A 26,587-nucleotide genomic window follows, 5' to 3' on the forward strand; every position below is an offset into this window, starting at 1 on the left:
CTCTTTGGAGCAGGTTCAGCGGCATGTCGAGCAGCTCGAGTTCTTCCTGAGCCGTGTGGCTCAGGGTGGCATCATGCTCAAAATTTACGGTGAGGAGACCCTCAAGCGCCTGGTGGATGAGCAGCTCCAGGCCCTGTATCGTCTGCTCATCGAACCCTTGCCGCTACGCTTCTCCGGCCAACCCCTCGTTGTTGTTCCCCATGGGGTGCTGCACGCCGTGCCGTTCGCGGCTTTGTTTGATGGTGAGCGCTACCTGCTGGATCGTGCGGAAGTCTCCTTTACGCCCAGTGCGGCTGTGTACGCTTTGTGCCGTAAGCGCAAGCGCCTCGAGGCCGCTCCGCTGGTGGCTTTTGGCGTTTCCCTCGAGCACATTCCCCAGACCCTTGAAGAGGTCGAACAGATCGGCCGAATCTTCCAGAACGCCCATATCTTTATGGGAGAAAGGGCCACCCTGGAGAATTTCTTTACGGCTGCACCCCAGGCCGGGGTTCTCCACATCGCGACCCACGGGGCTTTCCGCCCCGATAACCCCATGTTCTCGGGCCTGCGCCTGGCCGATGGCTGGCTGGCGGCCCGCGACCTGTACAGCCTGCGCCTGAAGGCCGAACTGGTGGTGCTCTCGGCTTGCGAGACGGGATTGGGCAAGCAAGTGCGGGGCGAAGGGCTCGTCGGATTGACCCGCGCCTTTTTGTATGCGGGAGCGCGGGCCGTCCTGGTGAGCTTGTGGAAGGTGGCCGATGTCTCGACGGCGGAATTGATGGTGCGGTTGTACCGGCATTTGAAAGCGGGCCAATCGAAAGCCGAAGCCTTGCGACGCGCGCGCTTGGAGTTGCTGCAAGAGGAAGGATTCGTGCACCCCTTCTATTGGGCCCCCTTCATCTTGGTGGGCAGATCGTGAGATGAGGCCTACGAGTGGCTGCTCGCGGAAGTTCGTCGCTTGTGGCATCGCGCGATCGTATCGTCGCCGAATTTCCGCGGATCGGATGCTCGTGGACGTTCGTCGCCCTTCCTCCCAAGCGGAAGATCGCGGCGGCGCCCGATGCGACCGGTGACCGTCGAATGATCGAGCCGCTGGACGAGTCGCGATTGGACGAGCGGCGAAAGGTCGTCCTCAACCTCTCGCCATCGGATAGACTCGATCGGGCGGCTGGACGGATCGCAGAGGGCTGTTCTCGACTTCTTGCTATCGAACGGTCGAGGATCGCTCGGGCCGAGCCCGTGCGAGTCGAACGCGAGCGAACTGTTCGGCTGCTGCGCCTTTCGTTCGGCGTTTCGCGTGGCGTTTTTTCGCTGCTGCTGCAATTGGGTTTCCATCTCGATGTCTGGAATCGTCTGCCGTTGAAGCCGTTCGAGCGCACGGCAGGCAAACGCCGGGAGTTGCTCTGCGCTCTCAATGCTCGGAGCTGTCGTAGAGGCGCGATCCCGAGGCGAATCGTCGTCCCGTTTCGCCTCGACGTTTGGAAGCGCCTCTTGACGCGCGTGGGCGCGTCGGGCAAAATTGAAAAGCCGTGAGGCGGCGAGAAAGCGATGGAGCGAGCGATTTGGGAAGTCGGCGAATGGCTTTCGCTCCGCTCACGGAAAGTCTCCTCGGCGCCTCGACGGTGCGAACGTTCAATGCGGTGGCGGCGTAGCTCAGTTGGTTAGAGCGAGGGATTCATAACCCCTAGGTCGCAGGTTCGAGTCCTGCCGCCGCCACCACGATTTTTTCTTCTCGGCGCACGGAAATGCCGATCCTCGTTGGACTCATCATCGGGCTGCTCCTATGGCCGCTGGGACAGAGCGAGCGGCGCATCGAGCAGATTCGGGATTTGCTCGGCAAGAGCGATCTGGTCGTCGTGGCCACGGCCGAGGCGTATCATCCGGTCATCGACCTGCTCAAATATCGCCGTGAGCGAGAGCGCAGCCCTGTCCTCGATCCGGCGCGAGCGGAACGCTACATGCTGGGAGTCGTCTATCGGATGAACGTGCGCGAAGTGATCTATCGGAACCCGAAGCGGATCGAGGATGCTCCGCTCGTCGGACAGGCGGGCGACGTGCTCATGATTTATGTCCCGGGGCGATTGGCCGATCCGCGCGAATTCGGCAAGGCGACGTTTCTGCCCGGAGCTGAATATCTCGTTTTCCTGCGGAAGGCGGAATTGAAGCGCGAGGATTTTCGCTCGGCTGTCGAGCAGGTCTCGGGAGCGCCCGCGAGCGAGTGGCGGTCCTTCCCCGATCCGCGCGTCATCTACTACACGCCGGTTCGCGATCCCTTCGCGGCTTTGCTCATGGAAGGCGCGTGGAAGGATTTCCTGCAGCAGACGCGCGCCGTGGCGAACGCGCCGAGATCGTGAGACGGTCGAGCCTTTGGAGCCCTTGCGAAAGAGGGCCGCGTGGCGAGCGTGAGCCGATGCCCTTCAGGAGCGAGGCAACTCCCGCCATCGGGCTTGCAGATTCACGCTAGGAAAATCGCGCACGCGAAGACGAACGGCTTGTCGTCCTTTGGGCACCTCGAACGTCAAACGGAGCGGGACATACGTCGTGGCTTCGCCGGCGACGGGAGCCGCGACGAAGCGTCCGCCGCCCATGACGAGCGCGCGAGCCCCCGCGACTTCCACAGGGATTCCGCGCGGCGCGAGCGTTTGTCCGGTCTCATCGAGGACGACCACGTCTCGCTCCAGATGTAACTCCAGCGCTCGACTCTCGCGCCCTTTGCTCTTGAACAGGAGGGTGACCTCGACCATCGTGCCGTCGGTCGCATGCCCCGGATACGCGACGTTCGGATTCACAGAGGCCACCTCGAACTCCCAATCGCCAGCCGGCACCCATTCCTCAAGCCCGTACTCCGTCTTCGCGCCTCCCTTGACGTAGCGATCGAACCATTCCAAGCACCGGCGCATTTCGTCCAAGCGATGGTTCAATTCGCGGAACCCGTGGCCTTCGCGAGGATAGCGCACGAACTCGACGGTCTTGCCCAAATGCGTGAGCGCCGTGTACATCTCCTTGGAGTTGGAGATGAACGTGTTCGGATCGGCTTCGCCATGCAAGATGAGGACGGGCGTCTTGATGTTCTTCACGTAGGCGAAGGGCGAGCGCCGGATGTAGATGTCGAGATCGTCCCAGTAGTAGGCGCCCAAGTAATCCGGCTCCCAACTGGGAAGATAGGAGTTGCTGAAGTCGGTGATGAGGTTGAAGATGCCGTACATCGAGATGGCCGCTTTGAACCGATCCGTTTGCGTGATCGCCCAATTGGTCATGTAGCCGCCATAGCTGCCGCCGAAGATGCCCAAGCGATCGGGATCGGCCAGGCCGATCCGAATGAGATGATCCACGCCAGTCATGATGTCCTGGAAATCCTTGCCGCCCAAATCGCGGCGATTCGCGATGTCGAACTTCCCGTCATATCCGGAGCTGCCGCGGAAGTTGGGCGCGAAGACGGCGTAGCCGTTGGCCGCCCAGATTTGGAAGTTGTAGTACTGGCGGAAAGCGTTCACCACGCGCGAATGGGGACCGCCGTGCACAGCGACCAGCAGCGGATATCGCTTGCCCGGTTCATATCCCACGGGCTTGACCAACACCCCTTCGATCTCCAGCCCATCCACGCTCTTCCAGCGGATGACCTCGTGTTCCGCGATCTCGAACTCCTGCAATTGGGGATTCATCTCGGTGAGTCGCGTCAGGTCATTGCTTCCCGATCGCAAAAGCCAGAGATCGGGAAGCGAGCGCGCATCTTCGCTGAGCAAGACCAGCGTCCGACCATCGGCCGAGAGATCGAAAGCGGAGATGACGCGCGCGCCGCGCGTGATCGGCTCGGGCGATCCACCATCTATCGGGATGCGCACGAGGTGCGTTTCGGTGCCGAGCAAAGCGAGCGCATAGAGATCGCGCCCCGCGGGATGCCATCGGCCTCCCTCAACCCCGCGGTCGAACGCTTTCGTCACTTCACGCCATTCTCCCCCGTCGGCTGGGACCAAGAACAGCTCGCTCTGCGAATACGGGATCTCGGCGATCTGTGGAGCGAGGAAAGCGATCCATCGGCCATCGGGCGACCAGCGCGGCGAGCGCTCGCCACCGGGGCGGCGCGTGAGCTGTCGCGCTCGTCCCTCGTCGAGGGAGAAGACCCAGATGTCGAACTTCTTGCCATCGTCCACGCGCCCCGTGTAATTCGTGGCGTAGGCGATCCGTTTCCCTTCGGGAGAGACCTCGAACTCCGCGATGCCGTAATCGCCTTCGAAGAGGCGCGTCGCCTTTCGCGTCTCGATCTCGACCGTCCAGAATTCGCGTCGGTAGCGTTCCTTCTCCTCGACGATGGCGTCGAACTTGTACTTGCGTTCTCGCTCGCGCCGTTCTCGCTCCGGCTTGGGCAAGGTCTCGCGCGTCAGGTAGATGATCGCGCGGCTATCGGGCGCCCACTCGTAAGCGATCACTCCCTCTTCGGCCTGCGTGAGCTGAACGGCTTCTCCTCCATCGCTCGGCATGATCCAGATCTGGTTCTTCGGCCTGCGGTCTTCTTCTTCCTCCTGCCGGGCCTCGGGCGCGCGCCCCGGCCGATTGGAGAGAAACGCTAACCACCGCCCATCGGGAGACCAGCGCGGCATGGATTCGTCCTCTCGACTCCGCGTGAATGGCCGCGGCTTCCCCCCTTCGGTCTCGACGACCCAGATGTCCGTCCGATACCGGCTCTCTTGAAAATCGGCCTCGGCGACGACGAAGGCCACGCGCCGACCATCGCGCGAGAGCGCCGGTTGGCTCACGAGTCGAAAGGAGAGCATATCGCGCATGGTGAGCCGCTTCTTCTCGGCCGAGGTCGCCGCCGCTGGCACCGCGCCGAGGAGGATCATGAGTAGGGCGATTCCGCGCTTCATCGTTCCATCCTCCGTTCAGGGTTTCTTGAACAGATCGTCGGACACGCCGGCGTTGATCTTCACATCGCTGAGGACGAGTTCGGCGAAGCGCTTCCCTTCCTGTCGCGTCAGCGTGCGGAAGGGATACTTCACGCCGGCGATCTCGCGGTAGTCCGAGTACACTTCCTCGAACTCCGCTCTCGTTCCGGAGAAGGGATCGGTCCCTTGATAGCTGAGCTTCAAGGGGAGGCGCGAAGCCGTCTCGATGTAGAGTTTGAAGACGTGCTCGCCGTCCTGATATTGCAGGACGTCAACGGACTTTCCCTCCACCGTTTCGCTTCCGAGGTACGAGACGATGACCCCCTCTTGTTCTTCGGCTCGAAGGAGTTGGAAGAAGAACCGACGGAGTGCTGCGCGCAGCTCTTTCACCATTGGTGCGGGAACTTCCTGCGTCCCCATCGGTGTGCTCACCCAACCGGAGTCACCGCTGAGGACCTGTACGATCGTCATCTGCGGCAGCCTCACTTCCGTGCGCAGCCGATCGGGCAGTCGCACGAACATGCGGTGCTCGCCTTTGAATTCGCCAAATGGCGTGGAGATCGTGGCTTCCCCCGCGATCGCGACGTCCCGAATGCCGACCACAGCCTCGCGACCTCCGACAGCCCTCATAACCTCAGCGAGGATCTCCCGCGCGCGCGCTCTCGTCTCCGGGGTGGCGGCGACAGCCGCCGGCCTCTCTCGCTTCAGATCGGGGCGCGTGAAATCCACGTCCGTATACGCGATACGCTCCATCGGTCCGAGGTGAGCGACGTCCTTCTCGAAAGCGCTCACATTCCCGACCAGCACGATGACCAGATCCTCCGGGCGAACGTACTTTCGCGCGACCTCCTGCACTTGCTCGGCCGTCACCGAGAGAAGACGATCTCGGTAGGCGTTCAAGTAGGCGTAATCGAAGTCATAATTCACGGCATCCAGGACGATCGCCGCCAGGGATTCCGGCGTCTCCAGACGGAGTTGAAAGACGCCGGCCAGGAAATTCTTCGCCTTTCGCAGCTCTTCCTCCGTGACGCGCTCGCGCGCGATGCGATCCAATTCGCTGAGGACGAGCTGAAGCGTCTCGCTCGTCTTCTCCGTCCGCGTGAAGGTGGAGATCGTCAAGCTGCCCGGCTGTTGACGCGCTTCGAGGCGGCTACTGATGCCATAGGTCAATCCACGCTCGCGTCGCAAGACATCCCAAAGGCGGCTCCCGGAAGCGCTCGCCAAAATGGCATTGAGGACTTGGAGCGCGAAATAGTCGGGATCGCGGCGCGCGATTCCCACTTTGCCCAATCGAATCTCCGTTTGCACGGCATCGGATTTCTCAATGAGCAGGAGCTTTCGCCCGCGCGTCGGAGCTGGCGCGGGGACGACGGCCGCTCGGACTTCTCCCTTGGGCCAATCGCCGAAATACTTCTCCGCCTTCGCAAAGGCCTCGGCGGCTGTGATGTCCCCCGCAATGGCGAGCAGGGAATTGTTCGGATGATACACGGCTTGATGGAAGGCGATCAGATCAGCGCGCGTGAGGCGAGGGAGCGAATCGAGCGTCCCCTCCGGAGGATGTCCATAGGGATGGGCGCCAAAGAGCGCACGCTCGATTGCCGTCGAAGCGAGATAGCCCGGATCATTCGCCTGCACGCGCAACCCGGAGAGAAGCTGCTGTCGCTGTCGCTCGATCTCATCCTCGGCGAAGACGGGATGGCGCACGACGTCGGCGAGGATCTCGAAAGCCACTTCCACTCCCGGCTTGGGGACCGAGACGGCGACGAACGATTGATGCCAGGATGCGCCCGTGCTGATCTGCCCTCCGACGAATTCAATCGCCTCAGCAATCTGCATGGCGCTTCGCGTCTTCGTGCCCTGGTCCAGAAGCGCTGCCGTCAGCGAAGCCAATCCCGGACGGTCCGGAGGATCTTGCTCAGCACCCGCTCGCACTAAGAGCCGCAGACTCACGGTCGGTTGTTCCCGATGCTCGATGACGATGACCCGCAGGCCGTTGGGAAGCGTCCGTGTCGTGAACTCTGGGAATCGAAAGGGCCGAGGGGGTTGCGGCGGTGGCGGCACCGGCTTCTGTCCCAGCGCCGGTATCCCCGCGAGATTCACCAACACCAGCAGGAGAATGCTTCGACGCGCCGTTTCTCGCATTGTTCGCCCTCCCCTTTGAAGGTGGATCGTGCCTCACTGAGAGGCGCGCTTCTCCTCCGCTTGCGTCGGGAGGATGGTGAGCACGATCCGATTCGTCTCGGTGAAATATCGTTGCGCCACGCGCCGAATCTCTTCCGGCGTCACGGCCAAGAGGCGCTGAACTTCCGTATTGACGCGCGCCGGATCTTTCAAGAGGACGGCAGCACGGCCCAATGCCTCCGCTTTGCCTTGATTCGACTGTCGCGCGAAGAGGATCTCGGCGACCATCTGATTCTTCGCCTTCTCCAATTCTCGCGCGGGCACGAGTTCGGTCTTCAATCGCTCCAACTCCTCGACGATGGCTTTCTCCGCCTCCTCCGGCGTGCGCCCGGGATTCAAAATGGCCAGGGTGAAGAAAAGGTTCGGATGCTCGGTGAAATTCCCTCCCCCGAAAGCTGCGGCGGCGATGCGCTGCTCGTACACGAGCTTTCGATAAAGACGCGAACTCTGCCCGGCCGAGAGGATGCGCGAGATGATCTTGAGCGGATAGGCATCGGGATGGCTCTCTTCGGGCATGTAGTATCCGGCGACGAATGCCGGCAGCGGCACGTTCATCCGTTCGGTGAGCCGTTTCTCGCGCGTCTTCGGCGGCTCCTTCACCGTCACGCGCGGAATCGGACGCTTCCCGCGCGGGATGTTCCCGAAGTACTTCTCCACCCAAGCGAGCGCTTGGCGCGTGTCGAAATCGCCAGCGATCACGAGGGTCGCGTTATTGGGCACATAATAGGTCTCGAAAAACTCGCGCACATCCTCGACCGTCGCGGCGTTCAAATCCTCCATGCTCCCGATGACGATGTGCTTGTACGGATGCACGTCGAAGGCGTTCGCATAGAGCAGCTCGATGACGCGTCCATAAGGGGGATTCTCGATGCGCAATCGGCGTTCCTCTTTGACGACCTCTCGCTCGGATCGGAAATTCTCCTCCGTGATCGCCAGCGAGGCCATACGATCGGCCTCGAGCCAGAGGACCATCTCCAAGTAGTTGCTCGGGAAGGTCTGCCAGTAGACGGTCACATCTTCGGTCGTGTACGCATTGTCCACGCCGCCGATGCTCTTGATCAACTCCGTGTGCTCTTCAGGGCCGACGTTCTTCGATCCCTTGAACATGAGGTGCTCAAAGAGATGCGCGAACCCCGTCCGTCCGGGTCGTTCATCCTTCGATCCCACGTGATACCACACCTGCAGATTGACGACCGGTGCCGAACGATCCTCGTGAGTGATGACGCGCAGTCCATTCTTGAGCGTCGTCACCCGAAACGACAGCGGCGGCGGTGTCAACTGCGGCTCCGCTGCGGTGATCCCCGAAAGGACGAACAGAAGCGCGGTGGCGATGACGCTGCGTCCTCTCATGATCCCCCTCCGTGCTCTCCGAGCCGCGAGCGCGGGCCGTGAACGACTCTGGGCCGAGCGACTCTCGGCGGCCCGATTCGCGCTCATTGCTGCCCGATCGCCAGCAGATTCTGCGCGGCGTTCAAGAACGCGAAGACGCGCGTGGGCAAGAGTCCCAAGTAGAAGACGCCGACCAAAGCGACGAGCATCGTCGCGACGAACGCACGCGGGAGCGGAACACGCGGCACTTCCTCCTTTGGCTCGCGGAAGAACATGACGATCACGACGTAGAGATAGTAGTAGACGGAGACGACCGTGTTCAAGACGCCGATGATGACCAGTTCGGGAAATCCTGCCCCCCATGCCGATTTGAAGAGCCAGAATTTGGCGACGAATCCGGCCGTGCCGGGGAATCCGGCCAGGCTCACCAGGAAGATGGCCAGCGGAAAACTGAGCATCGGCTGCCGAAAGCCCAATCCGGCGTAGTCGGCGATCAATACCCGTTCGTCTCCTCGACGGGCCCAAAGCGCGACGATGGCGAAGCAGCCCAGATTCATGATCGTGTAGACGAGCATGTAGAAGGCCACGGCTGCCCAATCGCGAGCTAACACGCCGATCAGGACATATCCGGCGTGCGCGATGGACGAATAGGCGAGCATGCGCTTGATGTTCGTCTGCGCGATCGCGATGAAGTTCCCGAAGGTCATGCTGAGAATGGACATCGCCGTGACGGCAGCGACCCAATGCGAGGCGAGCCGATCGGCGGCGCTCTCGATTCCCAAGGGCGCGAACGTGATCGAGAAGACGCGCAAGAAGGCCGCGAAGCCTGCGGCTTTCGGCGCCGTTGAGAGAAAAGCCGTCACCGGCGTCGGAGCCCCATCGTAGACGTCAGGCGTCCACACGTGGAACGGGACCGTCGTCACTTTGAAGCCGAAACCAATCAACAGCATCGCCGCTCCCGCCATCAGCAGGACGGTCTCCGCTTGCCCGAGCGGCCCGCTCACCACGCGCGCCATCTCCGCGAGATTGGTCGTGCGCGTCGCTCCATAGAGCAACGCGATCCCGTACAGCAGAAAGGCGGAGGAGAAGGCGCCGAGGATGAAATACTTGAGCGCCGATTCCGTGGAGCGCGCGTCCTCTCGCCGATACCCCGCGAGCACATACGTGGCGATCGTGATCGTCTCCAGTGCCAGGAACAACAGCACCAGATCGTTGCCCGCCACAAGAAGCGTCATCCCGACAGCGCCAAAGAGCAACAGGGCGAAGTATTCGCCCGGCGGAATGCGCTCTTCATCGAGGAAGCCCCACGAGACGAAGATGGTCAACAGCGTGCCGAACAAAATGACCAGCGTGAAGAAGACGCGGAAGCCATCCACGACGACCATTCGGGAGAAGGCCGTCATCGGCCCCTCATCCCACAAGGTCAAGGCGACGACACCCGCGAGGACGATGCCCGCCGCCGTCAGGACGGCGTCGCGCACTTTCTTCCCCGGAGAGAAGGCTTCCAGCAACATGACGAGCACTCCCGTCACCGCGAGCACCAGTTCCGGTCCGATGGCGTGGTAGTTGATCCCCAATGTCTCCATGCCTCACCTCCGCCTCAACGACTCCGCTTGCTCGCGTGCGGCGTCTTGCGGACGCGCGAAATTCGGCGCGCGTTGGCCCGCAGGCTCGGCCTGCACGAGGACGGCGCCGTGAGCCGCTCGCTTCACCTCTTGGACCGCCTGATCCGTGCGTCGCAAGATCGGATTCGGGAGCACGCCCATCACGATCACGAGCACCGCCATCGGAATGAGCGCGAGGCGTTCCCGTCCGTTCGCGTCGGGCAGATGCTGATTCTCCTCATGCGTGATCGGCCCAAAGAGCACGCGCTCCAACATCCAGAGCATGTAGGCGGCCGAGAGGATCATCGCCGTCGCGGCCAAAACCGTATACGCTCGCGCATGCGCCAGGTCGGACGTGTACGTCCCCACCAAGACGAGGAATTCGCCCACGAATCCGCTCAGCGTTGGGAGGGCCACGGAGGCCAAGGCCAAGATCCCAAAGAGCGCGGAGAAGACGGGCATCGGACGCGCCAATCCCCCGAATTCCGCGATCGCCCGCGTATGCCGTCGCTCCGAGAGTATCCCGACGATGACAAAGAGTGCGCCCGTCGAAATCCCATGGCTGAGCATCTGGAAGATCGCCCCCTGCATTCCCATCTCCGTTCGCGCCATGATGCCGAGCACGACAAACCCCATGTGGCTCACCGACGAATACGCGATCAGTTTCTTCAGATCGGGCTGCACCATCGAGACGAGCGCTCCATAGATGATGCTGATGATGGCGAGCACACAAAGGAGGGCGGCGAATTCTTCCGTGGCGCGCGGGAAGAGCGGGAGATTGAAGCGCAACAAGCCATACCCTCCCATCTTCAACAGCACGCCGGCCAGGATCACCGATCCAGCCGTCGGCGCCTCCACGTGCGCATCCGGCAACCACGTGTGGAAGGGGAAGAGCGGCACCTTGATCAGGAACGCCAACGCGAAGCCCCAGAAGAGCCATCGTTCCGTCGTCGGATCCAGTACGAGTCGGCCCGCCCGCACGTTCTCCGTGATCGCGGGGATGTCAAAGGTCGTCCCGCCGTTCAGGTAATACAGGCTGATGATGGCCGCCAACATCAAGGCCGAGCCGACCATCGTGTAGATGATGAATTTGACGGCGGCGTAGATGCGCCGCTCATATCCCCAAATGCCGATCAAGAAGTACATCGGCACGAGCATCACTTCCCAGAAGATGAAGAAGAGGAACATGTCGAGCGCGACGAAGACGCCGATGAGCCCCGTCTCCAGTAAGAGCAAGAAGATGTGGAACTCCAGGACGTGTCGCTCAATCGCGCGCCAACTCGCCAGGATCGCGATCGTCGTGAGCAACGCGCTCAGGACGACGAACCAGAGGCTCAGACCGTCCACGCCCAGGAAATAATCCACGTTGAAGCCGAAGAATCGGATCCACGGGGCGCGCTCGACCATTTGTGGGCCGGAGGCCGTCGGATCGAATCCGAGAAGCAACGGAACGCAAAGCCCCAGCGGAATGAGCGAGAGCGCGAGCGCCAGGCGACGGATCGTCTCATCCCCGGCCCCCATGAGCACGCGCGCCACAAGCAATAGGAGCGCGCCCGCGGTCGGCGCGAACGTGAGCCAACTCAGCAGATGCCCCCTCATGCCCCCTCTCCTTCAGGGCGCCGGAATCCGGCCCCCGACGAAGACGAAATACCCCAAGACGATCAAAGCGCCGATGAGAAACATGACGACGTAGCTGCGCACGAGCCCCGTCTGCAGCCGTCGCAAGACGGTTCCGCACGCGGCGACGACCGACGCCACTCCATTCACGGCTCCATCAATCAAGGCGACGTCGAAGACTTTCCACAACAGCACGGTCGAGCCCCGCACAATCGGTCGAACGATGAGCGCTTCGTAGACCTCGTCTACGTAGTACTTGTTCTCCAGCAGTCGCGGCGCCGGACGCAACGGATCGCGCCGATAGAAGCGACGTGCCCAGAGCAAGGCCACGAGTACAGCCAGAACCGTCACGGCCGCCAGGCCTAACTCCAAGCCGTGACTCGGTTCCTCGGCGGCGATCGCCAGATGATCGGGATGGACGGGCGCGCGCGCCAGCGCCGGCCGCACGAACTGCTCGAATCCGTTGGCGATCCGGCCGCCCGTGTAGGCTTCCGAGATTCCAATCCATCCTCCGCCGAGGGAGAGGGCGGCCAGCACCAAAAGCGGGATCGTCATCACCGGCGGCGACTCGCGCGGAGCAGTCGCAGGAGCGGTTCCCACTTCGGCTCCATGTCCATCGCCATGCCGCGCGAAACGTTCCTCCCCCTCGAACGTGAGCACCATGAGCCGCGTCATGTACGCGGCCGTGAGAATCGCCGTCGCCAATCCGATCATCCAGAGCACGCGCCCCCATGGCTCCGGAAGCGCCGGACTCGTCCACGTGCGCCAGAGGATCTCGTCCTTGCTGAAGAAGCCGGAGAAGGGCGGAAGTCCTGCGATCGCCAACCACCCGAAGAGCATCGTCCCATACGTGATGGGCATCGCGCGCTTGAGCCCCCCCATTCGCCGCATGTCTTCCTCATGATGAAGCGCGACGATGACCGAACCGGCACCGAGAAAGAGCAGGGCTTTGAAGAACGCATGAGTGACGACGTGAAAGATCGCGGCCGAGAACGCGCCCACGCCACAGGCGAGGAACATGTACCCCAGTTGCGAGATCGTCGAATAGGCCAGCACCTTCTTGATATTCCACTGCGCCAGGCCGATGGTCGCGGCCAAGAGCGCCGTCACACCGCCGATCACCGCGATGATGAAAAGCGCCGTGAGCGATCGCGCGTACAGCTCGCTGCAGCGCGCGACCATGTAGACGCCCGCCGTCACCATCGTCGCCGCGTGAATGAGCGCGGAGACGGGCGTCGGTCCCGCCATGGCATCCGGCAGCCAAACGTAGAGCGGAATCTGTGCGCTCTTGCCCGTCGCGCCCACGAACAACAGCAGCGCGATCGCCGTCAAAAGCCCGATCTCGCCAAACGCTTCGGGCTCGGGGAAACGCATGGCGATCGCTTCCATGACTTCCGGAAAGCGCAGCGTCCCGAACGTCGCGAAGATCAGAATGATGCCGAGCGCGAAGCCGAAATCCCCGATGCGATTCACAATGAAGGCCTTCTTCGCGGCGCTCGCCGCATATGTCCGATCGAAGTAGTGGCCGATGAGGAGATACGAACACAGCCCGACGCCCTCCCATCCCACGAACATCACGAGGAAGTTATCGGCCAGCACGAGCACGAGCATCATGAACATGAAGAGGTTCATGTAGGCGAAGAACCGCGCATAGCCCGGATCGCCCCGCATGTACCCGACGGCGAAGACATGGATCCAAAAGCCGACGAAGGTAACGAAGAGAATGAAGACGCCCGAGAGCGCATCCAGATGAAAGCCCCACTCCACGTGCAGCGGTCCGGAGACGATCCAGGAGAAGAACGGCTCCCAGATCACGCGATGCTCCGGAGGCCGCGGCCAAAGATCGCCGAAGAAGACGCGAAAGGCTAAGAGCATCGAGAGCCCCACCGAGCCGCATCCGATCGCAGCGATGAGGCGCTCGCTCCATCGCCGACCGAAGATCCCGATGATCCCCGCCGCGATAAGCGGACTCAGGACGAGTGCCTTCAGCATCCTCCTTCCCCTCCCGGCGCTAGAGCTTCAACAGTTGCGCCTCGTCCACGTTCAGCGTCTCCCGATGCCGGAAGAGCAAGATGATGATGGCCAATCCCACGGCTGCTTCGGCTGCCGCCACGACCATGACGAAGAAGACCAGAATCTGCCCCCCAAGCTCGCGGAAATAGCTGGAGAAGGTGACTGCCGTCAGATTGGCAGCATTCAGCATCAGCTCGATCCCCAACAGCATCACGATCGCATTTCGCTTGACGAAGACCGTGACCGTGCCGATCGTGAAGAGCACGGCGGCCACGGCCAGATACCAAGAGATCGGAATCGTCGTCATCGTCATCCCCTCCGCGCTAAGACGACGGCCCCCAACAGGGCGATCAGGATCAGCAGCGATGTGACTTCGAACGGCAACAAATACGTCGTGAACAGCTCTCGTCCAACGGCCTCTGTGAGACCGACGCTCGTGCCCGAAGGGATCGGATTCTCCTTGAAGGTGCGCACGAGATAGAAGGTCTCCGCTCCCAGAAGCAACGCGAAGGGCACGGCGAGCCATCGGAAGAGAGGCCGGCGCTCCAACCGCGCCTCCTCGGCACGAAGATTGAGCAACATGATGACGAAGAGGAAGAGCACGAGGATGGCGCCGGCGTAGATCACGACCTGGATCATCGCCAGGAAATACGCGCCGAGCAGCACGTAGAGTCCCGTGATCGCTCCGAGCACGACCAAAAGGGCCAGAGCGCTATGTAACGGATGCCGCCGCAGCAGCACATTGAGCGCCGCCACAACGGCCGTGAGCGCGAAGATCAAAAAGAGTGCGCGTTCCATACCCCTCCGCGACAAGGGCCCCGGGCGCTCTCAGCGAGAGCGCCCGAGACTTTCCCCTCGCCTTGCTGCGATCTCTCCCTCATCTCACCAATGCCATTGCCGAGGAAAACACGATGTTCGCGAACGCCAGCGGCAGCAGGACCTTCCACCCGAATCGCATCAACTGATCATATCGGAAGCGAGGCAGCGTGGCGCGCAACCAGATGTAGATGAAGACGAAGATAGCCGTCTTCGCCGCGAAATAGAAGACTCCGAGCAACGGCACGCGCTCCACTCCCGGCCCGTTCCATCCCCCCAAGAAGAGCGTCGTCGCGAGCGCCGAGACGGCCAGGATGTTCGCATACTCAGCAAGGTAGAACATGGCGAACTTCGTCGCCGAATACTCCGTATGATACCCGGCCACCAACTCCGTCTCCGCTTCCGGTAGATCGAACGGTGCGCGATTGGTCTCGGCCACGGCAGCGATGAAGAAGAGCAGGAACCCAAGCGGCTGGTACCAGAAGATGTGCCACTTCGGAATGATCCCGAAATATGTCCCCGATTGCGCCCGCACGATCTCGACCAGATCGAGCGAGCCCGCTTGAATGAGCACGCCGACGACCGAGAGCGTGAGCGTCAACTCGTAGCTGATCAACTGCGCCGCTGAACGCAGCCCGCCAAGCAGCGAATATTTGCTGTTGGAGGCCCATCCGGCGAGCACGATCCCATAGACCCCCAGACCACTCAAGGCAAAGAGGTAGAGCAATCCGACATTCACGCTCGTGACGTAGAGCGTGATCTCTCGACCGAAGAGTTCGATCCGATCCCCAAAGGGGATCACCGCGTAAGTCATCAACGCCGGCACGAGCGACAGAATCGGCGCCACGCTGAAGAGGATGGGATTCGGCGTCGTCGGCCGCACGTCCTCCTTGAAGAGGAATTTCAGCAGATCGGCCAACGGTTGCAGCAATCCCCACGGGCCGACGCGATTCGGGCCATATCGGAGTTGAATCCACCCCAGGATCTTCCGCTCAAAGAGCGCCAGATAGGCGAGGAATGTGAGCAGGACGCCGAAGACGATGACGATCTTGATGATGGCTTCAACGACAATGCCCATTCGCGCCCCCTCTTGATCTCGAAGACGGTTGCGCCGCTACAAAGCGCATGCGCGGCTCTCCTTCAGCGCGCGGCTTCAACCGACTCTTTCATCCCCCACCCGAACGCCTCTCGGAGCAAGGGGACATGCTCGGTGAGCGTCCCCGGTTCAAAAAGCCCGACGCCTAATGGTGCCGGTTCATGAAGACGTTCGGCCGTGCGGTCAATCGTCTCGACCTGCGCCCGCAGTCGCTCTAACAGTCGCGTCTGATCAATCGCCTCCAGGGGCAGGAGCGGTCGCTCCGTTTGAATCGCTCCCTCTTCGTTCAATCGCGCGTAGGTGATGCCCTGATACCCAGGAATCGTCTCGGCGATCTCCCGAAAGATGTTCACCACCGAATACCGACAGCCCAGATCGGCGCCCATCTTCGCCGCGATCTGCTCGATGATCATCCAATCGGGGCGCCAATCGCCGGCGGCGCTGAGCGCCCGTCGAATCCGCTGTACCTGTCCCGCGTTGTTGGTGAAGGTCCCGTCCAGCTCAGCGAAGCTCATGGCCGGCAGCACGACGTGCGCCAACTCCGCCGTGCGCGTCAAAAACAGTTCGTGTGCGACGACCAATTCCGCCCGCATGAGCGCCTCACGCCACGCCTCGCCATAGAAGCGCACGAGATCGCTCCCCATGAGATAAAGGGCCTTGATCTGCGGCCCCACGTGCTCGGGCGTCGGCAGTTCGGCGACCAGGCCCATATCGAGGGCACCAAGCGAGTTGTTGAAGCGTAGCAATGGCGACACGCGCACGATCCCTCCGCCTTTGGCCTGCACGAGTCCTCCGAGCACGGCTGCCGCTTCCAGCGCCGGACCGGTCACATCGCAGCTCACCAAGAGCGCCAACCGATCCGATTCCCAAACGATGCGTCGCAGCTCCTGCAGCTCTTCGCGCGTCAACTGCGTGGCTTCAGCCGCGCGCTCGATCTCCCCTTCATCCAGCAGGGCCAGCAATACGGCCGGTTCCGACCCCGGACGAATGTGGAAGAAGCGCGTAGCGACTTGCAGCCGGCTGATCGGACGCGCGCCGACGATGTAAAGCCGCGCGCCGCGCCGGTGGACAGCCGCCCGCAGGCTATAGGCCGTCATCGGCTGATATTCCGGCGGATTCCCCCCCAGCAGAAGAATCGTCGACATCTGCTCGCGCAACGCAGGCCTGGTGAGCAGCGGCACCGTCAGCCGTTTGAAGAACGGCCGCCAGTCGAAATCCATGGCGTGCGTCACATGCGGCGTCTCCACGACCTGCCGCCCGAACTTCGCCAGGATGTACAGATCCTCATTGGTCAAGCGCGGCGACCCAATACACGCGATGCTCTCCGGACCATATCGGCGCTTGATCTCCAGCAACCGATGCGCCACATACTTCAGCGCCTCTTCCCAAGAGGTCGGCTCCAAACGCCCATTGCGCCGCACAAGCGGCACCGTCAATCGCTCCGGGCTGTTGACGAATTCGTTCCCGTATCGCCCCTTCAGGCAGAGGAATTCCTCGTTGATCCAGTTGTGCCGCGTCTCCGGCGCCGTTCGGAAACTGAAGAGGACTTTGTTCGCGAACTCGGCGTCCATCTTCGTGAGGTCCTTCGCCCACGCTCGCACGACCCGACCGTCGCGCACGCTCAACCGCAATTGGCATCCATCGGAGCAGTAGGTGCAGGTCGTCACCGTATCGCGAATGTCCCAGGGACGCGCGCGGAATCGAAAGTTGGCGCTCGTCAAGGCGCCCACGGGACAGACCTCCACGCAGTTGCCACAGTTCTCGCATTCCAAGGTTCCGTCGGCACGGTTCCCTACGATCACGCTGTGCGCGCCGCGCCCCCGCACGCCAAGGGCGTGATTCCCCACCCACTCATCGCACACGCGAATGCACCGATAGCAGAGGATGCAGCGTTGAGGATCGAGCCAGATGAACGGACTCAGGGGATATTCGCCGGTCGCATCCTTCTGTTCGTCGAAGCGGGCGAGCAAATCACCGTAGTTCATCGCCATCCACTGCAATTCGCACTCGCCGCCTTTGTCGCACACGGGACAGTCCAAGGGATGATTGGACAGGATGAAATCCACCATTGCCACGCGCGCGCGGCGAATCTCCTCGCTCTCGGTCGTCACGACCATCCCATCGCTCACCCGCACGGTGCAAGCCGTTTGCAACCGCCCCATCTTCTCAATGCGCACCAGGCACATGCGACAGGCGGCTTGCGGAGGCAGGTCTTTGTAGTAACAGAAATTCGGGACCGGGAAGCCGGCCTCGAAGCAGACCTCCAGAAGCAGCTTCCCCTTCGGAGCCTCGACCTCTTTCCCGTTGATGACCACCTTCACTGTTTCCATCGCGCTCCTCCTTCCACCGCGCGCCTCACACGGCCAACACCCGACCGACCTCCATCGGGACGGAGACGGCGGGCGCTTGCACGTACTTCTCGAAATCCGCGCGGAACTTCTCGACGGCCGGATAGACGGCCCACGCCGCGGCGTCTCCAAGGGGACAGTGCGTCGTGCCGAAGATGTTGCGCGCCAGTTGGTGGAGCAGGTCAATGTCCTTCGGCCGTCCTCCTCCGCTCAGGATACGCTCCAGCAGCTTTCGCATCCAACGGGTCCCCTCGCGACAGGGCACGCACCAGCCGCACGATTCGTGCTCGTAGAACTTCGTGATCCGATAGACGACCTGCGCGATGTCCGTGTCTTCGTCCATGACGATGATCGCCCCGCTGCCGAGCATGGACTTGAGCGCCGCCAGCGATTCGAAATCGAGCGTGCATTGCTCGACCTCTTCGGCCGTGAGGATCGGCGCCGAGGATCCGCCGGGGATCACAGCCTTCAGTCGCTTCCCTCCGCGAATGCCCCCGCAATCCTCCTCAATCATGCGCTTCATGGGATACCCCATCGGCAGCTCATACACGCCGGGTCGCGCCACATGCCCGCTCACGGCGAACAAGCGCGTGCCCCCGCTCTTCTCCGTCCCGAGCTGACGGAACCAATCTCCACCGTTGAGGATGATCGGCGGCACCGAGGCCAGCGTCTCCACGTTGTTGATCACCGTCGGACACCCGTACAACCCCACGACCGCGGGAAACGGCGGCTTGATCCGCGGATACCCCCGCTTCCCCTCGAGCGATTCCATGAGCGCCGTCTCCTCGCCGCAGATGTACGCGCCAGCCCCCGGATGCACGATGATGTCGCAAGAGAAGCCCGTCCCCAGGATGTTCGCGCCGACAAATCCATGCGCCCGCGCTTCTTCGATGGCGCGCTCCAACCGCTCCTTCAGGTACCAATACTCGCCACGGATGTAGATGAAGGCCAGATGCGCATCCACGGCATAGGCGGCCAGCAGGATCCCCTCCAGCACAGCGTGCGGATCCTTCTCCATCAGGACGCGGTCTTTGCACGTCCCGGGTTCGCTCTCATCGGCATTGGCGATGACGTACTTCGGTTTGGTGGAATCCTTCGGCACGAAGTCCCATTTCATGCCGGTCGAGAACCCCGCGCCGCCGCGCCCACGCAAGGCCGAGCGCTTCACCTCTTCGATGACGTCCTCGGGCGTCATCGTCGTGAGCGCTTTCCGCAGCGCCTCATACCCCCCCGTTCGCAAATAGACTTCGATCGTGTGCGAATCCGGCAGATCGAATCGAGCGCTCAGCACACGCACTTTCTCCATATTCTCCTCCTCACGGGAGCGACGCCAGGATCTCATCCACGCGCTCCGGCGTCAGATGGTGATAGAACGTGAAGTTGATCTGCATGGCCGGCGCCCAACTGCAGGCGCCGATGCATTCGACCTCGCTGAGCGTGAACCGACCATCGGGCGTCGTCTCGCCCGGACGAATCCCCAGACGCCGCTTCAAGTGCTCGAGGATCGCTTCCGCACCGCACAAGTAACAGGAGATGTTGCGGCAGACCTGGACGTGATACCGCCCGATCGGACGCCGATGGAACATCGTGTAGAAGCTGACGACTGTCTCCACGTCCAGGAAGGTGAGATCGAGCCGACGCGCCACTTCGTGCAACGCCTCATCGGGCAAATAGCCTAATTCCTCCTGCACGACGAAGAGCACCGGCAGCAAGGCCGAGCGTTTCACCGGATAGCGCGCGATGATCTCCTGAATCTTCTTCTCCGTCTCCGCCGAGAACATTCTCCCCCTCCTTCGATCGCCGAGGCGTTCACCGGTCAATCTCACCGAGCACGATGTCAATGCTGGCGATCACGGCCACGACATCGGCGATCAGTTGCCCGCGGACCATGAGCGGTAGCGCTTGCACATTGGCGAACGACGGCGCGCGGATATGCACGCGATAGGGACGTGGCCCGCCATCGCTCACGATGTAATAACCGAGTTCCCCGCGCGGGCTCTCGACGGCGACGTAGACTTCGCCGGGCGGAACCTTCAGCCCCTCGGCCGTCAGCAAGAAGTGATAGATGAGGGCATCCATTTGCGTGAGCATCTTCTCCCGCGGCGGGAGCGAGACGCGCGGATCGTCGGATTTGACCGGCCCGGGGGGCAGCTTCTCCACCGCTTGCCGGATGATCTTCAGCGATTCGCGCATCTCCTGCACGCGCACGAGATAGCGGGCGTAGACGTCGCCCTCGGTCCGCGTCGCCACTTCGAAATCGTAGGTCTCGTAGCCGCTATACGGATGCACGCGCCGCAGATCATACGGGACGCCCGAGGCCCGAAGGATCGGCCCCGTCACTCCCCAGCGGATGGCATCCTCCGCGCTCAAATAGCCCACGCCCTCGGTCCGCATGCGAAAGATCGGATTGTTCGTCAGAAGCTTGTCGAATTCCTCGAGCGCCCGAGGGAACTCCCGACAGAAGTCGAGCACGCGCGTGGTGAATCCCTCGGGCAGATCTGCCATCACCCCCCCAATGCGCATGTAACTCGGCGTCAGACGCCCGCCCGAAACGGCTTCGAACAATTGCAGGATCTTCTCCCGCTCGGCGAAGGCATAAAAGAAAAGGCTCATCGCCCCCAAATCCAACCCATGGGTCCCGATCCACACCAGATGACTCGCGATCCGTTGCAGCTCGGCCATCATCACCCGGATGACCTGCGCGCGCGGCGGAATCTCCACCCCGAGCATCTTCTCCACCGCCAGCACGTAGCCGAGATTGTTCCCCATCGCGTTGAGGTAATCTGTGCGATCCGTGATCGTGATGACGTGCTGGTACTTCTTGTGCTCGGCCAGCTTCTCCATCCCCGTGTGGAGATACCCGATGTCGGGCTTCGCATCCACGACCCGCTCGCCATCGAGCGTGAGCACCAGCCGCAATACCCCGTGCGTCGAGGGGTGCTGCGGCCCCATGTTCATCATCATCGTCGTCTCGAGCGGGCTGCGCTTGACCTCCAGCAGGACCTCCGATTCCGCCATACGTTACCCCCTATAGCCCCGCAGCGGATAATCCTTCCGCAGCGGATATCCCTCCCACTCCTCCGGCATCAGAAGCCGCCGCAGTTCGGGATGGCCCTCGAACCGCACGCCGAACATGTCGTAAACCTCGCACTCATACCAATTCGCGTTCGGCCAGATGCCGGTCACCGTCGGCACCGTTTCGTCTTCATTGACCCGCACCTTCAGGCGCAGCCGATGCCGATGGGTGAGCGAATAGAGATGATAAACGACTTCGAATCGCGGATCGGCCTCCACACCCCGGTCCACACCGCAGATGTCCACGAGCATCTTGTAATCGAACGCGGGATCATCGCGCAGGACCTCACAGATGGAAACGAGGGCTTCGCGAGCGAGGACGAGGGTCAATTCCCCCCACTGCTCTTTTGCTTCGAGGATGTGCGGCCCGAATCGCTGCTCGAAGATGTCACGTCGTGTCGCCTGAGCCTCCATATTTCGCGTTGGCGCTCTGGCTCAGCGAGCGCCCACCAATTCCTCCTCCCCTACGACGGCGCGGCGGCGCAAGCGCTCCCGCTCGATCTTCTCCTGCAGCTTCATGATCCCATAGATGAGCATCTCGGGCCGAGGAGGACATCCCGGAACGTACACATCCACGGGGATCACCTTGTCCACGCCCTGCACGATCGCGTAATTGTCGAACATCCCCCCGGCCGAGGCGCAAACGCCCATCGCGATGACCCACTTCGGCTCCGGCATCTGCTCATAGAGCCGACGCACGACCGGCGCCATCTTTTGCGAGACGCGCCCAGCCACGATCATCACGTCCGATTGCCGGGGCGAACCTCGGAACACCTCCGCCCCAAAGCGCGCGATGTCGTTGCGCGAGGCGATCATCGCCATCATCTCGATGGCGCAACAGGCCAAGCCGAATTGCATCGGCCACAGGCTCGATTTGCGCGCCCACTTCACCAAATCCTCAAACCGCGCCGTGATGATCTCCGGCACTCCCGCTTTTTCCAATGTCTCGACCATAGGTCACCGATGCCAATCGAAGACGCCCTTCTTCCAGGCGTAAATGTACCCCGCGATCAAAACCGCGAGGAAGATCATCATCTCCGCGAAGACGAATCCCCCGGATACCTCGCGCGCCAAGTCGCGAAACACTACTCCCCAGGGGATGAGGAAGACCGCCTCGATGTCGAATAGGATGAAGATCATCGCCACCAGATAGAACGCCACCGAGAACCGCTCGCGCGCTGACCCGATCGGATCCTTCCCGCATTCATAGGGGATCGCCTTCTCCGGTGTTGGTCGTCGCACAGCTAAGAATCGGGGCGCGAAGGCCAAGCCGATGGCTAGAAGCGTCGCGATCGCAAAGGTCAGCAGAATCGGCAGAAAATTCAACGTCTCGGTCATCGGCATTCTCCTGCCCCAAAACAAAGGGAAACTATAGACGAACTCCCTGGGAGTGTCAATGAAACCGCGCGGTCTCCGCTCGCGCTGCCGTCCTCCGCGAATCGGACGCGAGAGCCTCCTTCAAGGAGAGCGGCTCACCGTGCGCCGATCACCACGAGCGCCTTCATTCCCCGCCAACGACCACGTTCCATTTCCGCACGCGCCACGACCGAATGAGGCCGTTCCGCACGTACGGATCGCTGTGGATGAACGCTTCGACCTCGGCCGGATCATTCACGCGAAAGACGAAGAGCGCTCCATCCGCCGGCTCAAAGGCTCCCGCCATGAGGAGCCGCCCATCTCGATGCCATTGCTCGATGAGCGCCAAATGTTCCGCCCGAAACGGCGCGCGCCGTTGCAAATAGTCTTCGACCGGATCATACAGCAGAGCGATGTACATGTGTCCCCTCCTCGACGCGCATCATCTCACGGCATGGGCCTTCAGCGCAAGAGTCGTCCCTTCCGCCGGACCCAGTGAGAGAACCCTCCGAACGCCGTGCATCCGAGCCTTCGCCTCACCCACTTCAAACGGAACGAGCAGTCCACCCAATGAGCGCTTGCGAGGGTTTCATCAGCTCGGAAGCGGCGCACCGAAATCACCTTCTATGCCGATCCCGAAGCGGAATGACGTCGCGCTTCCCACAGACGAGCTAAAAGGGTGATCTGACCCACGTGGTGCGCCGCATGTTCGACGAGATGATGTAGGATGACCGACCGCCGAACCGGAAGCCGCCGACGCCCCACAGGTCGCAGCTCATCGAGCGCAGACTCATCCAGATGGCGAATCCTATGGCCGATCTCCTCGAAGACGCGACGCACGTCTTCCAGCAGATCGGTCTTCGATCGATGCGTCGGGAGCCAATCCCGTTCCGCTATCTGCGCGAGCGCGTCAGGATCATAATCCGCCTCGAAGGCATAAATCCCCAATCGCCGCGACGCACCGAGAAGGTGTTGCAGCCGCGCTCCGATCGAAGGCACCGTCGGAGCCGGCTCCCACCACACGGCTTCCTCGGGCACATCGCGCACAGCCATCTCCAGAAGATACCGCGCCTGCTCGAGTCCCTTGATGAGATCCCCATGACGCGAAGGCAGAGACGCTTCGTCCGGCATCAACCACGGTTCCATACCCCGCCTCCTCGACGAAGAGCTTCGATTCCACAACCTTCAGGTTTCCACCGCGATGACCGCGAGCGCATCTCGTACGGGCTCGATAGTGCGCGCCGCCTCACGCTCCTCCTTCCATCTCGATGAACACGATGTCTTCGTGACGCCAGGGCGGAATGGGCGGGAGAGGCACATCGCGTTCGCTACGCCTCACGAAAAGGCCAAAAAGAACAGGCACGCGATACGGCTGCACTGGATACGGCGTATATCCATCCGTCAGCACAAGCACCACATCGGGCGTCGGTTGTAAGCTCAAAGCGGCTTCGATCCCCGCGACCATATCGGTTCCCCCACCGCCCGGCAGTCCCCGACAACGCGAGAGAAGATCCGATCGAGTGAAGATTTCGATAGCCTCGTATGGAACAGCGTCGCAGGGGATGACCGTAATCGGTGTGCGTAAGCTCTCCAGAACCGCTCGTACTTCCGCCAACGCTTGCGCCAACTCGCGTTCGGAAATTGAGCCCGATGTATCTACCACGCAAGCGACGCGCGGCAAGAAATCGCCCCGCAGCGATGGCGGCAGAAACGGCGCGTAAGCGGACGCTCGCCGATGCGGCCGGTCGAAGCTATAGTCCACACGCTGTCCAGTCCCTCTGACGATGGCGCCACGCATGCGGCGCTTGAGCACCTCGCGCCAATCCACACGGGGCGCAAGCACCTGTTCGGCCCACCGCATCCATCCGGCCGGAACGTCCCCTCGATCTTTGTGCTGCACGATCGCTTCGGCAACCGATCGCCGAATCACATCTTGCTCCACCTCCGAGAGCGCTGGCGCGCTTGCGTCGTCTTGCGGCAGCTCCCACGACCGCCTCTCCCCATGCGCGCCGCTGCCTTCGTCCAAGGAGTGCGACCCCTCAGGCTGTTCCAACGTGGCCTCCTGGTCATCCGCAGACGCCTTCGATCGCCCGGCGGAACTCTCGCGCTCGTGCTGTTCCGATGCGGATGCCTGCTCATCAGCAGCCCCTCCGGTTGCGCTCGACAAGTCCAGCTCGCTCTCTTCAGACGAGCCCGACTCACTCTCTTCTTCCGAAAGAGCGCCCTGCCCCCCCGACATCAGTTCCCCCTCTCCTCCCGTCGTGGAATCAGACGGCGCCTTCCGTTTCTCCCGCTCCTCCCGCGATTTCTCTTGCAGCCGATCGTAGTAAAATTCGGCCAACTTGCCTTCTGGCAAGCCGAACTGACGGGGCGCCGGACCAGGAAAACGCTGCGGGAGCTCCAACCCGGACAATGCAGCATCATTGATCTCCAGATCGCCTGCGACGTTCCAAAGCTTGGCCTGCGCCTTCTTCTCTCGCGCGCGTTCGCTATGCTCGCGCAGCCGGTGTGCGATCTCATGAAACCACACGAATCCCAACTCCGGCATCGCTTCTTTCCAATGGTCCCCTTCGCCTACGAGTTCGGCGACCATGCGCGGATTGAAGTAGACGCGCATTCCCTCGTCCACGGCCGCTAACCCAGGACAAGATTCCGTGAGCACCAATCGCGCGGCATAAAGAGCCGGCGCCAACCAGGGAACCTGCTCGGCCGCATAAGCCCGCGCCATGCGCACGATCCTCTCAACCGCCTCTCTCTCCATGGTCCTTAATCCTCGACCAGCATCTCCACAAACGAGCGAAGCGGCGTCTCATCGAAGACGCGATGCATGAGCTTCTGAAGTTCATTCAATCTCTTCATCTTTTGCGCTTCCTCGACCGCTCGATGCAGAATTTGCCCACGAGCGATGTGCTTCATCGGGATGAAGATCGTATCCACGCGACCGCTTCGGCACACCTCGAACGCCAACTGGAGGAAGATCTCCGTCGCCCTGAGCAAATCCGCCCGTTGCTCGCTCGCGCGTCGAAGAAGCGACGCGCCTAAAGTCGTGAAGAGCACGTATAGCTCATCATCGCGCAATCGTTGGACTTCCACCGCGGCTCGTCCCTCCAACACCTGATCCGGATCGGGGAGATGGAGGTTCTTCACGAAGCCCACGAAGGCCACGGCTGCTCCCCGCCCCACGCAGCCTTCCAGCAGACTCGTGAAGACGACGGCTCCTTCTCGTCCCGGTTTTGGCGCTTTGCCCAAAAGGTCGCACGAAGCCATCAGGTGAATGGCGAACTCCCAGGTGCGCGGCGACGCGAACGCCTGACTTTCGTCCGAAGCTGATGTGCGCACAAGATTCGGATTGCGGCGCAAAAAGGCTTCCACAAGCAACTTCCAGTAGGCGACGCTATCTCGATGCAGAGTGGGATCAATGACTGGGAGAGCCGGTCGAGCGAATCCTTCGCGCAACGCCGTCAGATACTCGCGCCCTTCCCACTCCCACCGAATATGCAGGAACCGATTGCGTAAAGGCGGAGATAACTCCCATCCACCGCTGATCATATCGGGAGGATTGGCCGCCGCTACGACCCGCACGCCAGAAGGAAGATCGCGAAATCCTACCTTCCGTTCCAAAATCACCCGCAAAAGCGCCGCCTGCACTGACGGAGGCGCCGTCGTCAATTCATCCAAGAACAAGATGCCTTGCTGCGCTTCGTCGAAAGCGAAACTCCACTCCGGCGGCACGAACCGCACTCGCCCATTCTCCTGCACTGGCATCCCCGAAAAATCGGTCGGATCGTGAATTGAGGCAATAAGCGTGACTACGGGAAATCCCTCCCGGGCCAGCCCCTCCACAAAACTCGATTTCCCTTCGCCGGGCGCTCCCCATAAAAGCGCCGGAATGCCCCAATGGCCCTTTGGTGACGGCGTCTGCAACGCGATGAGTAATTCCTCAGCGCCTTTCGGCAACGCCATAGTCCCCTACTCCAGTTCCAGAGTATCCGCTTTGAGCGGCACGACTCGCAGCTTCTTCCCATCTGGCGGGTTCTCGAATCGCACTACGAAAGCGGGCGGCTGCTCGCGATAGATCTTCTCGATCACCCCCCTCCCATAGGAGGGGTGCACAACCCGCTTCCCGAGCAATAACTTCAATGCAGCAGGACCACCGCTCGCCACAAGATTGATAAGGTCTCTCCCTTCCAATACCCGGATCAATGGCTCGACGGCTACTTTAGCCACTCCCGTACTTCCCTCTCGATCATCTTTAACCAGCGACTCAACGGCCGCTAGCCCAATCTTCGC

At 61.8% G+C, this 26,587-nt stretch carries 24 protein-coding genes and 1 tRNA gene; 4 read left to right on the forward strand and 21 right to left on the reverse strand.

The window, feature by feature from the left end:
• The 4 genes from NZ746_07090 to NZ746_07105 all read left to right on the forward strand — a co-directional run.
• Window positions 1-898, forward strand: an 898-nt coding sequence (locus tag NZ746_07090; GenBank protein ID MCS6817129.1) for a CHAT domain-containing protein, incomplete at its 5' end; no start/stop codon positions are given.
• A 14-nt stretch (window positions 899-912) separates the two neighbouring features.
• On the forward strand, window positions 913-1,512 hold the full coding sequence (locus NZ746_07095) for a hypothetical protein (protein ID MCS6817130.1): 600 nt from the start codon (window positions 913-915) through the stop codon (window positions 1,510-1,512).
• Between the two features lie 109 nt (window positions 1,513-1,621).
• A tRNA-Met gene (locus tag NZ746_07100) sits at window positions 1,622-1,698 on the forward strand.
• A 26-nt stretch (window positions 1,699-1,724) separates the two neighbouring features.
• The gene (locus tag NZ746_07105; protein MCS6817131.1) at window positions 1,725-2,333 is read left to right on the forward strand and encodes a hypothetical protein; all 609 of its coding nucleotides are present in this window, start codon (window positions 1,725-1,727) and stop codon (window positions 2,331-2,333) included.
• Window positions 2,334-2,396: 63 nt separating this feature from the next.
• Here NZ746_07105 and NZ746_07110 read toward each other — a convergent pair whose 3' ends face one another.
• The 21 genes from NZ746_07110 to NZ746_07210 form a co-directional block, all read right to left on the reverse strand.
• Window positions 2,397-4,844 (reverse strand): S9 family peptidase, encoded by a 2,448-nt coding sequence (locus NZ746_07110; GenBank protein ID MCS6817132.1) that lies wholly within the window; start codon window positions 4,842-4,844, stop codon window positions 2,397-2,399.
• 15 nt (window positions 4,845-4,859) lie between these two features.
• Complete coding sequence (locus tag NZ746_07115; GenBank protein MCS6817133.1) at window positions 4,860-7,004, reverse strand: insulinase family protein; 2,145 nt, start codon at window positions 7,002-7,004, stop codon at window positions 4,860-4,862.
• Between the two features lie 33 nt (window positions 7,005-7,037).
• Window positions 7,038-8,393, reverse strand: coding sequence for an insulinase family protein (locus tag NZ746_07120; protein ID MCS6817134.1), 1,356 nt, complete (start codon window positions 8,391-8,393; stop codon window positions 7,038-7,040).
• A gap of 83 nt (window positions 8,394-8,476) precedes the next feature.
• Window positions 8,477-9,958 (reverse strand): NADH-quinone oxidoreductase subunit N, encoded by a 1,482-nt coding sequence (locus tag NZ746_07125; GenBank protein ID MCS6817135.1) that lies wholly within the window; start codon window positions 9,956-9,958, stop codon window positions 8,477-8,479.
• A gap of 3 nt (window positions 9,959-9,961) precedes the next feature.
• Window positions 9,962-11,575 carry an NADH-quinone oxidoreductase subunit M gene (locus tag NZ746_07130; protein MCS6817136.1) on the reverse strand — a complete coding sequence of 538 codons (1,614 nt, stop codon included), beginning with the start codon at window positions 11,573-11,575 and terminating at the stop codon, window positions 9,962-9,964.
• A gap of 12 nt (window positions 11,576-11,587) precedes the next feature.
• Window positions 11,588-13,585, reverse strand: coding sequence for an NADH-quinone oxidoreductase subunit L (gene nuoL, locus NZ746_07135; protein ID MCS6817137.1), 1,998 nt, complete (start codon window positions 13,583-13,585; stop codon window positions 11,588-11,590).
• A gap of 19 nt (window positions 13,586-13,604) precedes the next feature.
• Window positions 13,605-13,913 carry an NADH-quinone oxidoreductase subunit NuoK gene (gene nuoK, locus NZ746_07140; GenBank protein ID MCS6817138.1) on the reverse strand — a complete coding sequence of 103 codons (309 nt, stop codon included), beginning with the start codon at window positions 13,911-13,913 and terminating at the stop codon, window positions 13,605-13,607.
• 2 nt (window positions 13,914-13,915) lie between these two features.
• On the reverse strand, window positions 13,916-14,404 hold the full coding sequence (locus NZ746_07145; GenBank protein MCS6817139.1) for an NADH-quinone oxidoreductase subunit J: 489 nt from the start codon (window positions 14,402-14,404) through the stop codon (window positions 13,916-13,918).
• 79 nt (window positions 14,405-14,483) lie between these two features.
• Window positions 14,484-15,500, reverse strand: a complete 1,017-nt coding sequence (gene nuoH, locus NZ746_07150) for an NADH-quinone oxidoreductase subunit NuoH (GenBank protein MCS6817140.1) — start codon at window positions 15,498-15,500, stop codon at window positions 14,484-14,486.
• A gap of 62 nt (window positions 15,501-15,562) precedes the next feature.
• Window positions 15,563-17,848, reverse strand: a complete 2,286-nt coding sequence (locus NZ746_07155; GenBank protein MCS6817141.1) for a molybdopterin-dependent oxidoreductase — start codon at window positions 17,846-17,848, stop codon at window positions 15,563-15,565.
• A 25-nt stretch (window positions 17,849-17,873) separates the two neighbouring features.
• Window positions 17,874-19,172 carry an NADH-quinone oxidoreductase subunit NuoF gene (gene nuoF / locus NZ746_07160; GenBank protein MCS6817142.1) on the reverse strand — a complete coding sequence of 433 codons (1,299 nt, stop codon included), beginning with the start codon at window positions 19,170-19,172 and terminating at the stop codon, window positions 17,874-17,876.
• Window positions 19,173-19,182: 10 nt separating this feature from the next.
• The gene (nuoE, locus tag NZ746_07165) at window positions 19,183-19,647 is read right to left on the reverse strand and encodes an NADH-quinone oxidoreductase subunit NuoE (GenBank protein MCS6817143.1); all 465 of its coding nucleotides are present in this window, start codon (window positions 19,645-19,647) and stop codon (window positions 19,183-19,185) included.
• Between the two features lie 28 nt (window positions 19,648-19,675).
• Window positions 19,676-20,884: an NADH dehydrogenase (quinone) subunit D gene (gene nuoD, locus NZ746_07170; GenBank protein MCS6817144.1), complete on the reverse strand. Its 1,209-nt coding sequence runs from the start codon at window positions 20,882-20,884 to the stop codon at window positions 19,676-19,678.
• A 3-nt stretch (window positions 20,885-20,887) separates the two neighbouring features.
• Window positions 20,888-21,355, reverse strand: coding sequence for an NADH-quinone oxidoreductase subunit C (locus tag NZ746_07175; protein ID MCS6817145.1), 468 nt, complete (start codon window positions 21,353-21,355; stop codon window positions 20,888-20,890).
• 21 nt (window positions 21,356-21,376) lie between these two features.
• The gene (locus NZ746_07180; protein ID MCS6817146.1) at window positions 21,377-21,895 is read right to left on the reverse strand and encodes an NADH-quinone oxidoreductase subunit B; all 519 of its coding nucleotides are present in this window, start codon (window positions 21,893-21,895) and stop codon (window positions 21,377-21,379) included.
• A 3-nt stretch (window positions 21,896-21,898) separates the two neighbouring features.
• Window positions 21,899-22,279 (reverse strand): NADH-quinone oxidoreductase subunit A, encoded by a 381-nt coding sequence (gene ndhC, locus NZ746_07185; GenBank protein MCS6817147.1) that lies wholly within the window; start codon window positions 22,277-22,279, stop codon window positions 21,899-21,901.
• 163 nt (window positions 22,280-22,442) lie between these two features.
• A complete protein-coding gene (locus tag NZ746_07190; protein MCS6817148.1) occupies window positions 22,443-22,718 on the reverse strand; it encodes a YciI-like protein in 276 nt (91 codons plus the stop codon).
• A gap of 203 nt (window positions 22,719-22,921) precedes the next feature.
• Window positions 22,922-23,443, reverse strand: coding sequence for a DinB family protein (locus NZ746_07195; GenBank protein ID MCS6817149.1), 522 nt, complete (start codon window positions 23,441-23,443; stop codon window positions 22,922-22,924).
• Between the two features lie 100 nt (window positions 23,444-23,543).
• Window positions 23,544-25,058, reverse strand: coding sequence for a VWA-like domain-containing protein (locus NZ746_07200; protein MCS6817150.1), 1,515 nt, complete (start codon window positions 25,056-25,058; stop codon window positions 23,544-23,546).
• 5 nt (window positions 25,059-25,063) lie between these two features.
• Window positions 25,064-26,260: a MoxR family ATPase gene (locus NZ746_07205; GenBank protein ID MCS6817151.1), complete on the reverse strand. Its 1,197-nt coding sequence runs from the start codon at window positions 26,258-26,260 to the stop codon at window positions 25,064-25,066.
• Between the two features lie 6 nt (window positions 26,261-26,266).
• The coding region (locus tag NZ746_07210; protein ID MCS6817152.1) for a hypothetical protein at window positions 26,267-26,587 on the reverse strand (321 nt) is incomplete at its 5' end.

This window comes from Blastocatellia bacterium, assembly GCA_025055075.1.
Taxonomy (GTDB): Bacteria; Acidobacteriota; Blastocatellia; order HR10; family HR10; genus HR10.

Coding starts and splice junctions, on each gene's coding strand:
- NZ746_07105 (MCS6817131.1), top strand. CDS start 1,725: ATGCCGATCCTCGTTGGACTCATCATCGGGCTGCTCCTATGGCCGCTG.
- NZ746_07110 (MCS6817132.1), bottom strand. CDS start 4,844: ATGAAGCGCGGAATCGCCCTACTCATGATCCTCCTCGGCGCGGTGCCA.
- NZ746_07115 (MCS6817133.1), bottom strand. CDS start 7,004: ATGCGAGAAACGGCGCGTCGAAGCATTCTCCTGCTGGTGTTGGTGAAT.
- NZ746_07120 (MCS6817134.1), bottom strand. CDS start 8,393: ATGAGAGGACGCAGCGTCATCGCCACCGCGCTTCTGTTCGTCCTTTCG.
- NZ746_07125 (MCS6817135.1), bottom strand. CDS start 9,958: ATGGAGACATTGGGGATCAACTACCACGCCATCGGACCGGAACTGGTG.
- NZ746_07130 (MCS6817136.1), bottom strand. CDS start 11,575: ATGAGGGGGCATCTGCTGAGTTGGCTCACGTTCGCGCCGACCGCGGGC.
- nuoL (MCS6817137.1), bottom strand. CDS start 13,585: ATGCTGAAGGCACTCGTCCTGAGTCCGCTTATCGCGGCGGGGATCATC.
- nuoK (MCS6817138.1), bottom strand. CDS start 13,913: ATGACGACGATTCCGATCTCTTGGTATCTGGCCGTGGCCGCCGTGCTC.
- NZ746_07145 (MCS6817139.1), bottom strand. CDS start 14,404: ATGGAACGCGCACTCTTTTTGATCTTCGCGCTCACGGCCGTTGTGGCG.
- nuoH (MCS6817140.1), bottom strand. CDS start 15,500: ATGGGCATTGTCGTTGAAGCCATCATCAAGATCGTCATCGTCTTCGGC.
- NZ746_07155 (MCS6817141.1), bottom strand. CDS start 17,848: ATGGAAACAGTGAAGGTGGTCATCAACGGGAAAGAGGTCGAGGCTCCG.
- nuoF (MCS6817142.1), bottom strand. CDS start 19,172: ATGGAGAAAGTGCGTGTGCTGAGCGCTCGATTCGATCTGCCGGATTCG.
- nuoE (MCS6817143.1), bottom strand. CDS start 19,647: ATGTTCTCGGCGGAGACGGAGAAGAAGATTCAGGAGATCATCGCGCGC.
- nuoD (MCS6817144.1), bottom strand. CDS start 20,884: ATGGCGGAATCGGAGGTCCTGCTGGAGGTCAAGCGCAGCCCGCTCGAG.
- NZ746_07175 (MCS6817145.1), bottom strand. CDS start 21,355: ATGGAGGCTCAGGCGACACGACGTGACATCTTCGAGCAGCGATTCGGG.
- NZ746_07180 (MCS6817146.1), bottom strand. CDS start 21,895: ATGGTCGAGACATTGGAAAAAGCGGGAGTGCCGGAGATCATCACGGCG.
- ndhC (MCS6817147.1), bottom strand. CDS start 22,279: ATGACCGAGACGTTGAATTTTCTGCCGATTCTGCTGACCTTTGCGATC.
- NZ746_07190 (MCS6817148.1), bottom strand. CDS start 22,718: ATGTACATCGCTCTGCTGTATGATCCGGTCGAAGACTATTTGCAACGG.
- NZ746_07195 (MCS6817149.1), bottom strand. CDS start 23,443: ATGGAACCGTGGTTGATGCCGGACGAAGCGTCTCTGCCTTCGCGTCAT.
- NZ746_07200 (MCS6817150.1), bottom strand. CDS start 25,058: ATGGAGAGAGAGGCGGTTGAGAGGATCGTGCGCATGGCGCGGGCTTAT.
- NZ746_07205 (MCS6817151.1), bottom strand. CDS start 26,260: ATGGCGTTGCCGAAAGGCGCTGAGGAATTACTCATCGCGTTGCAGACG.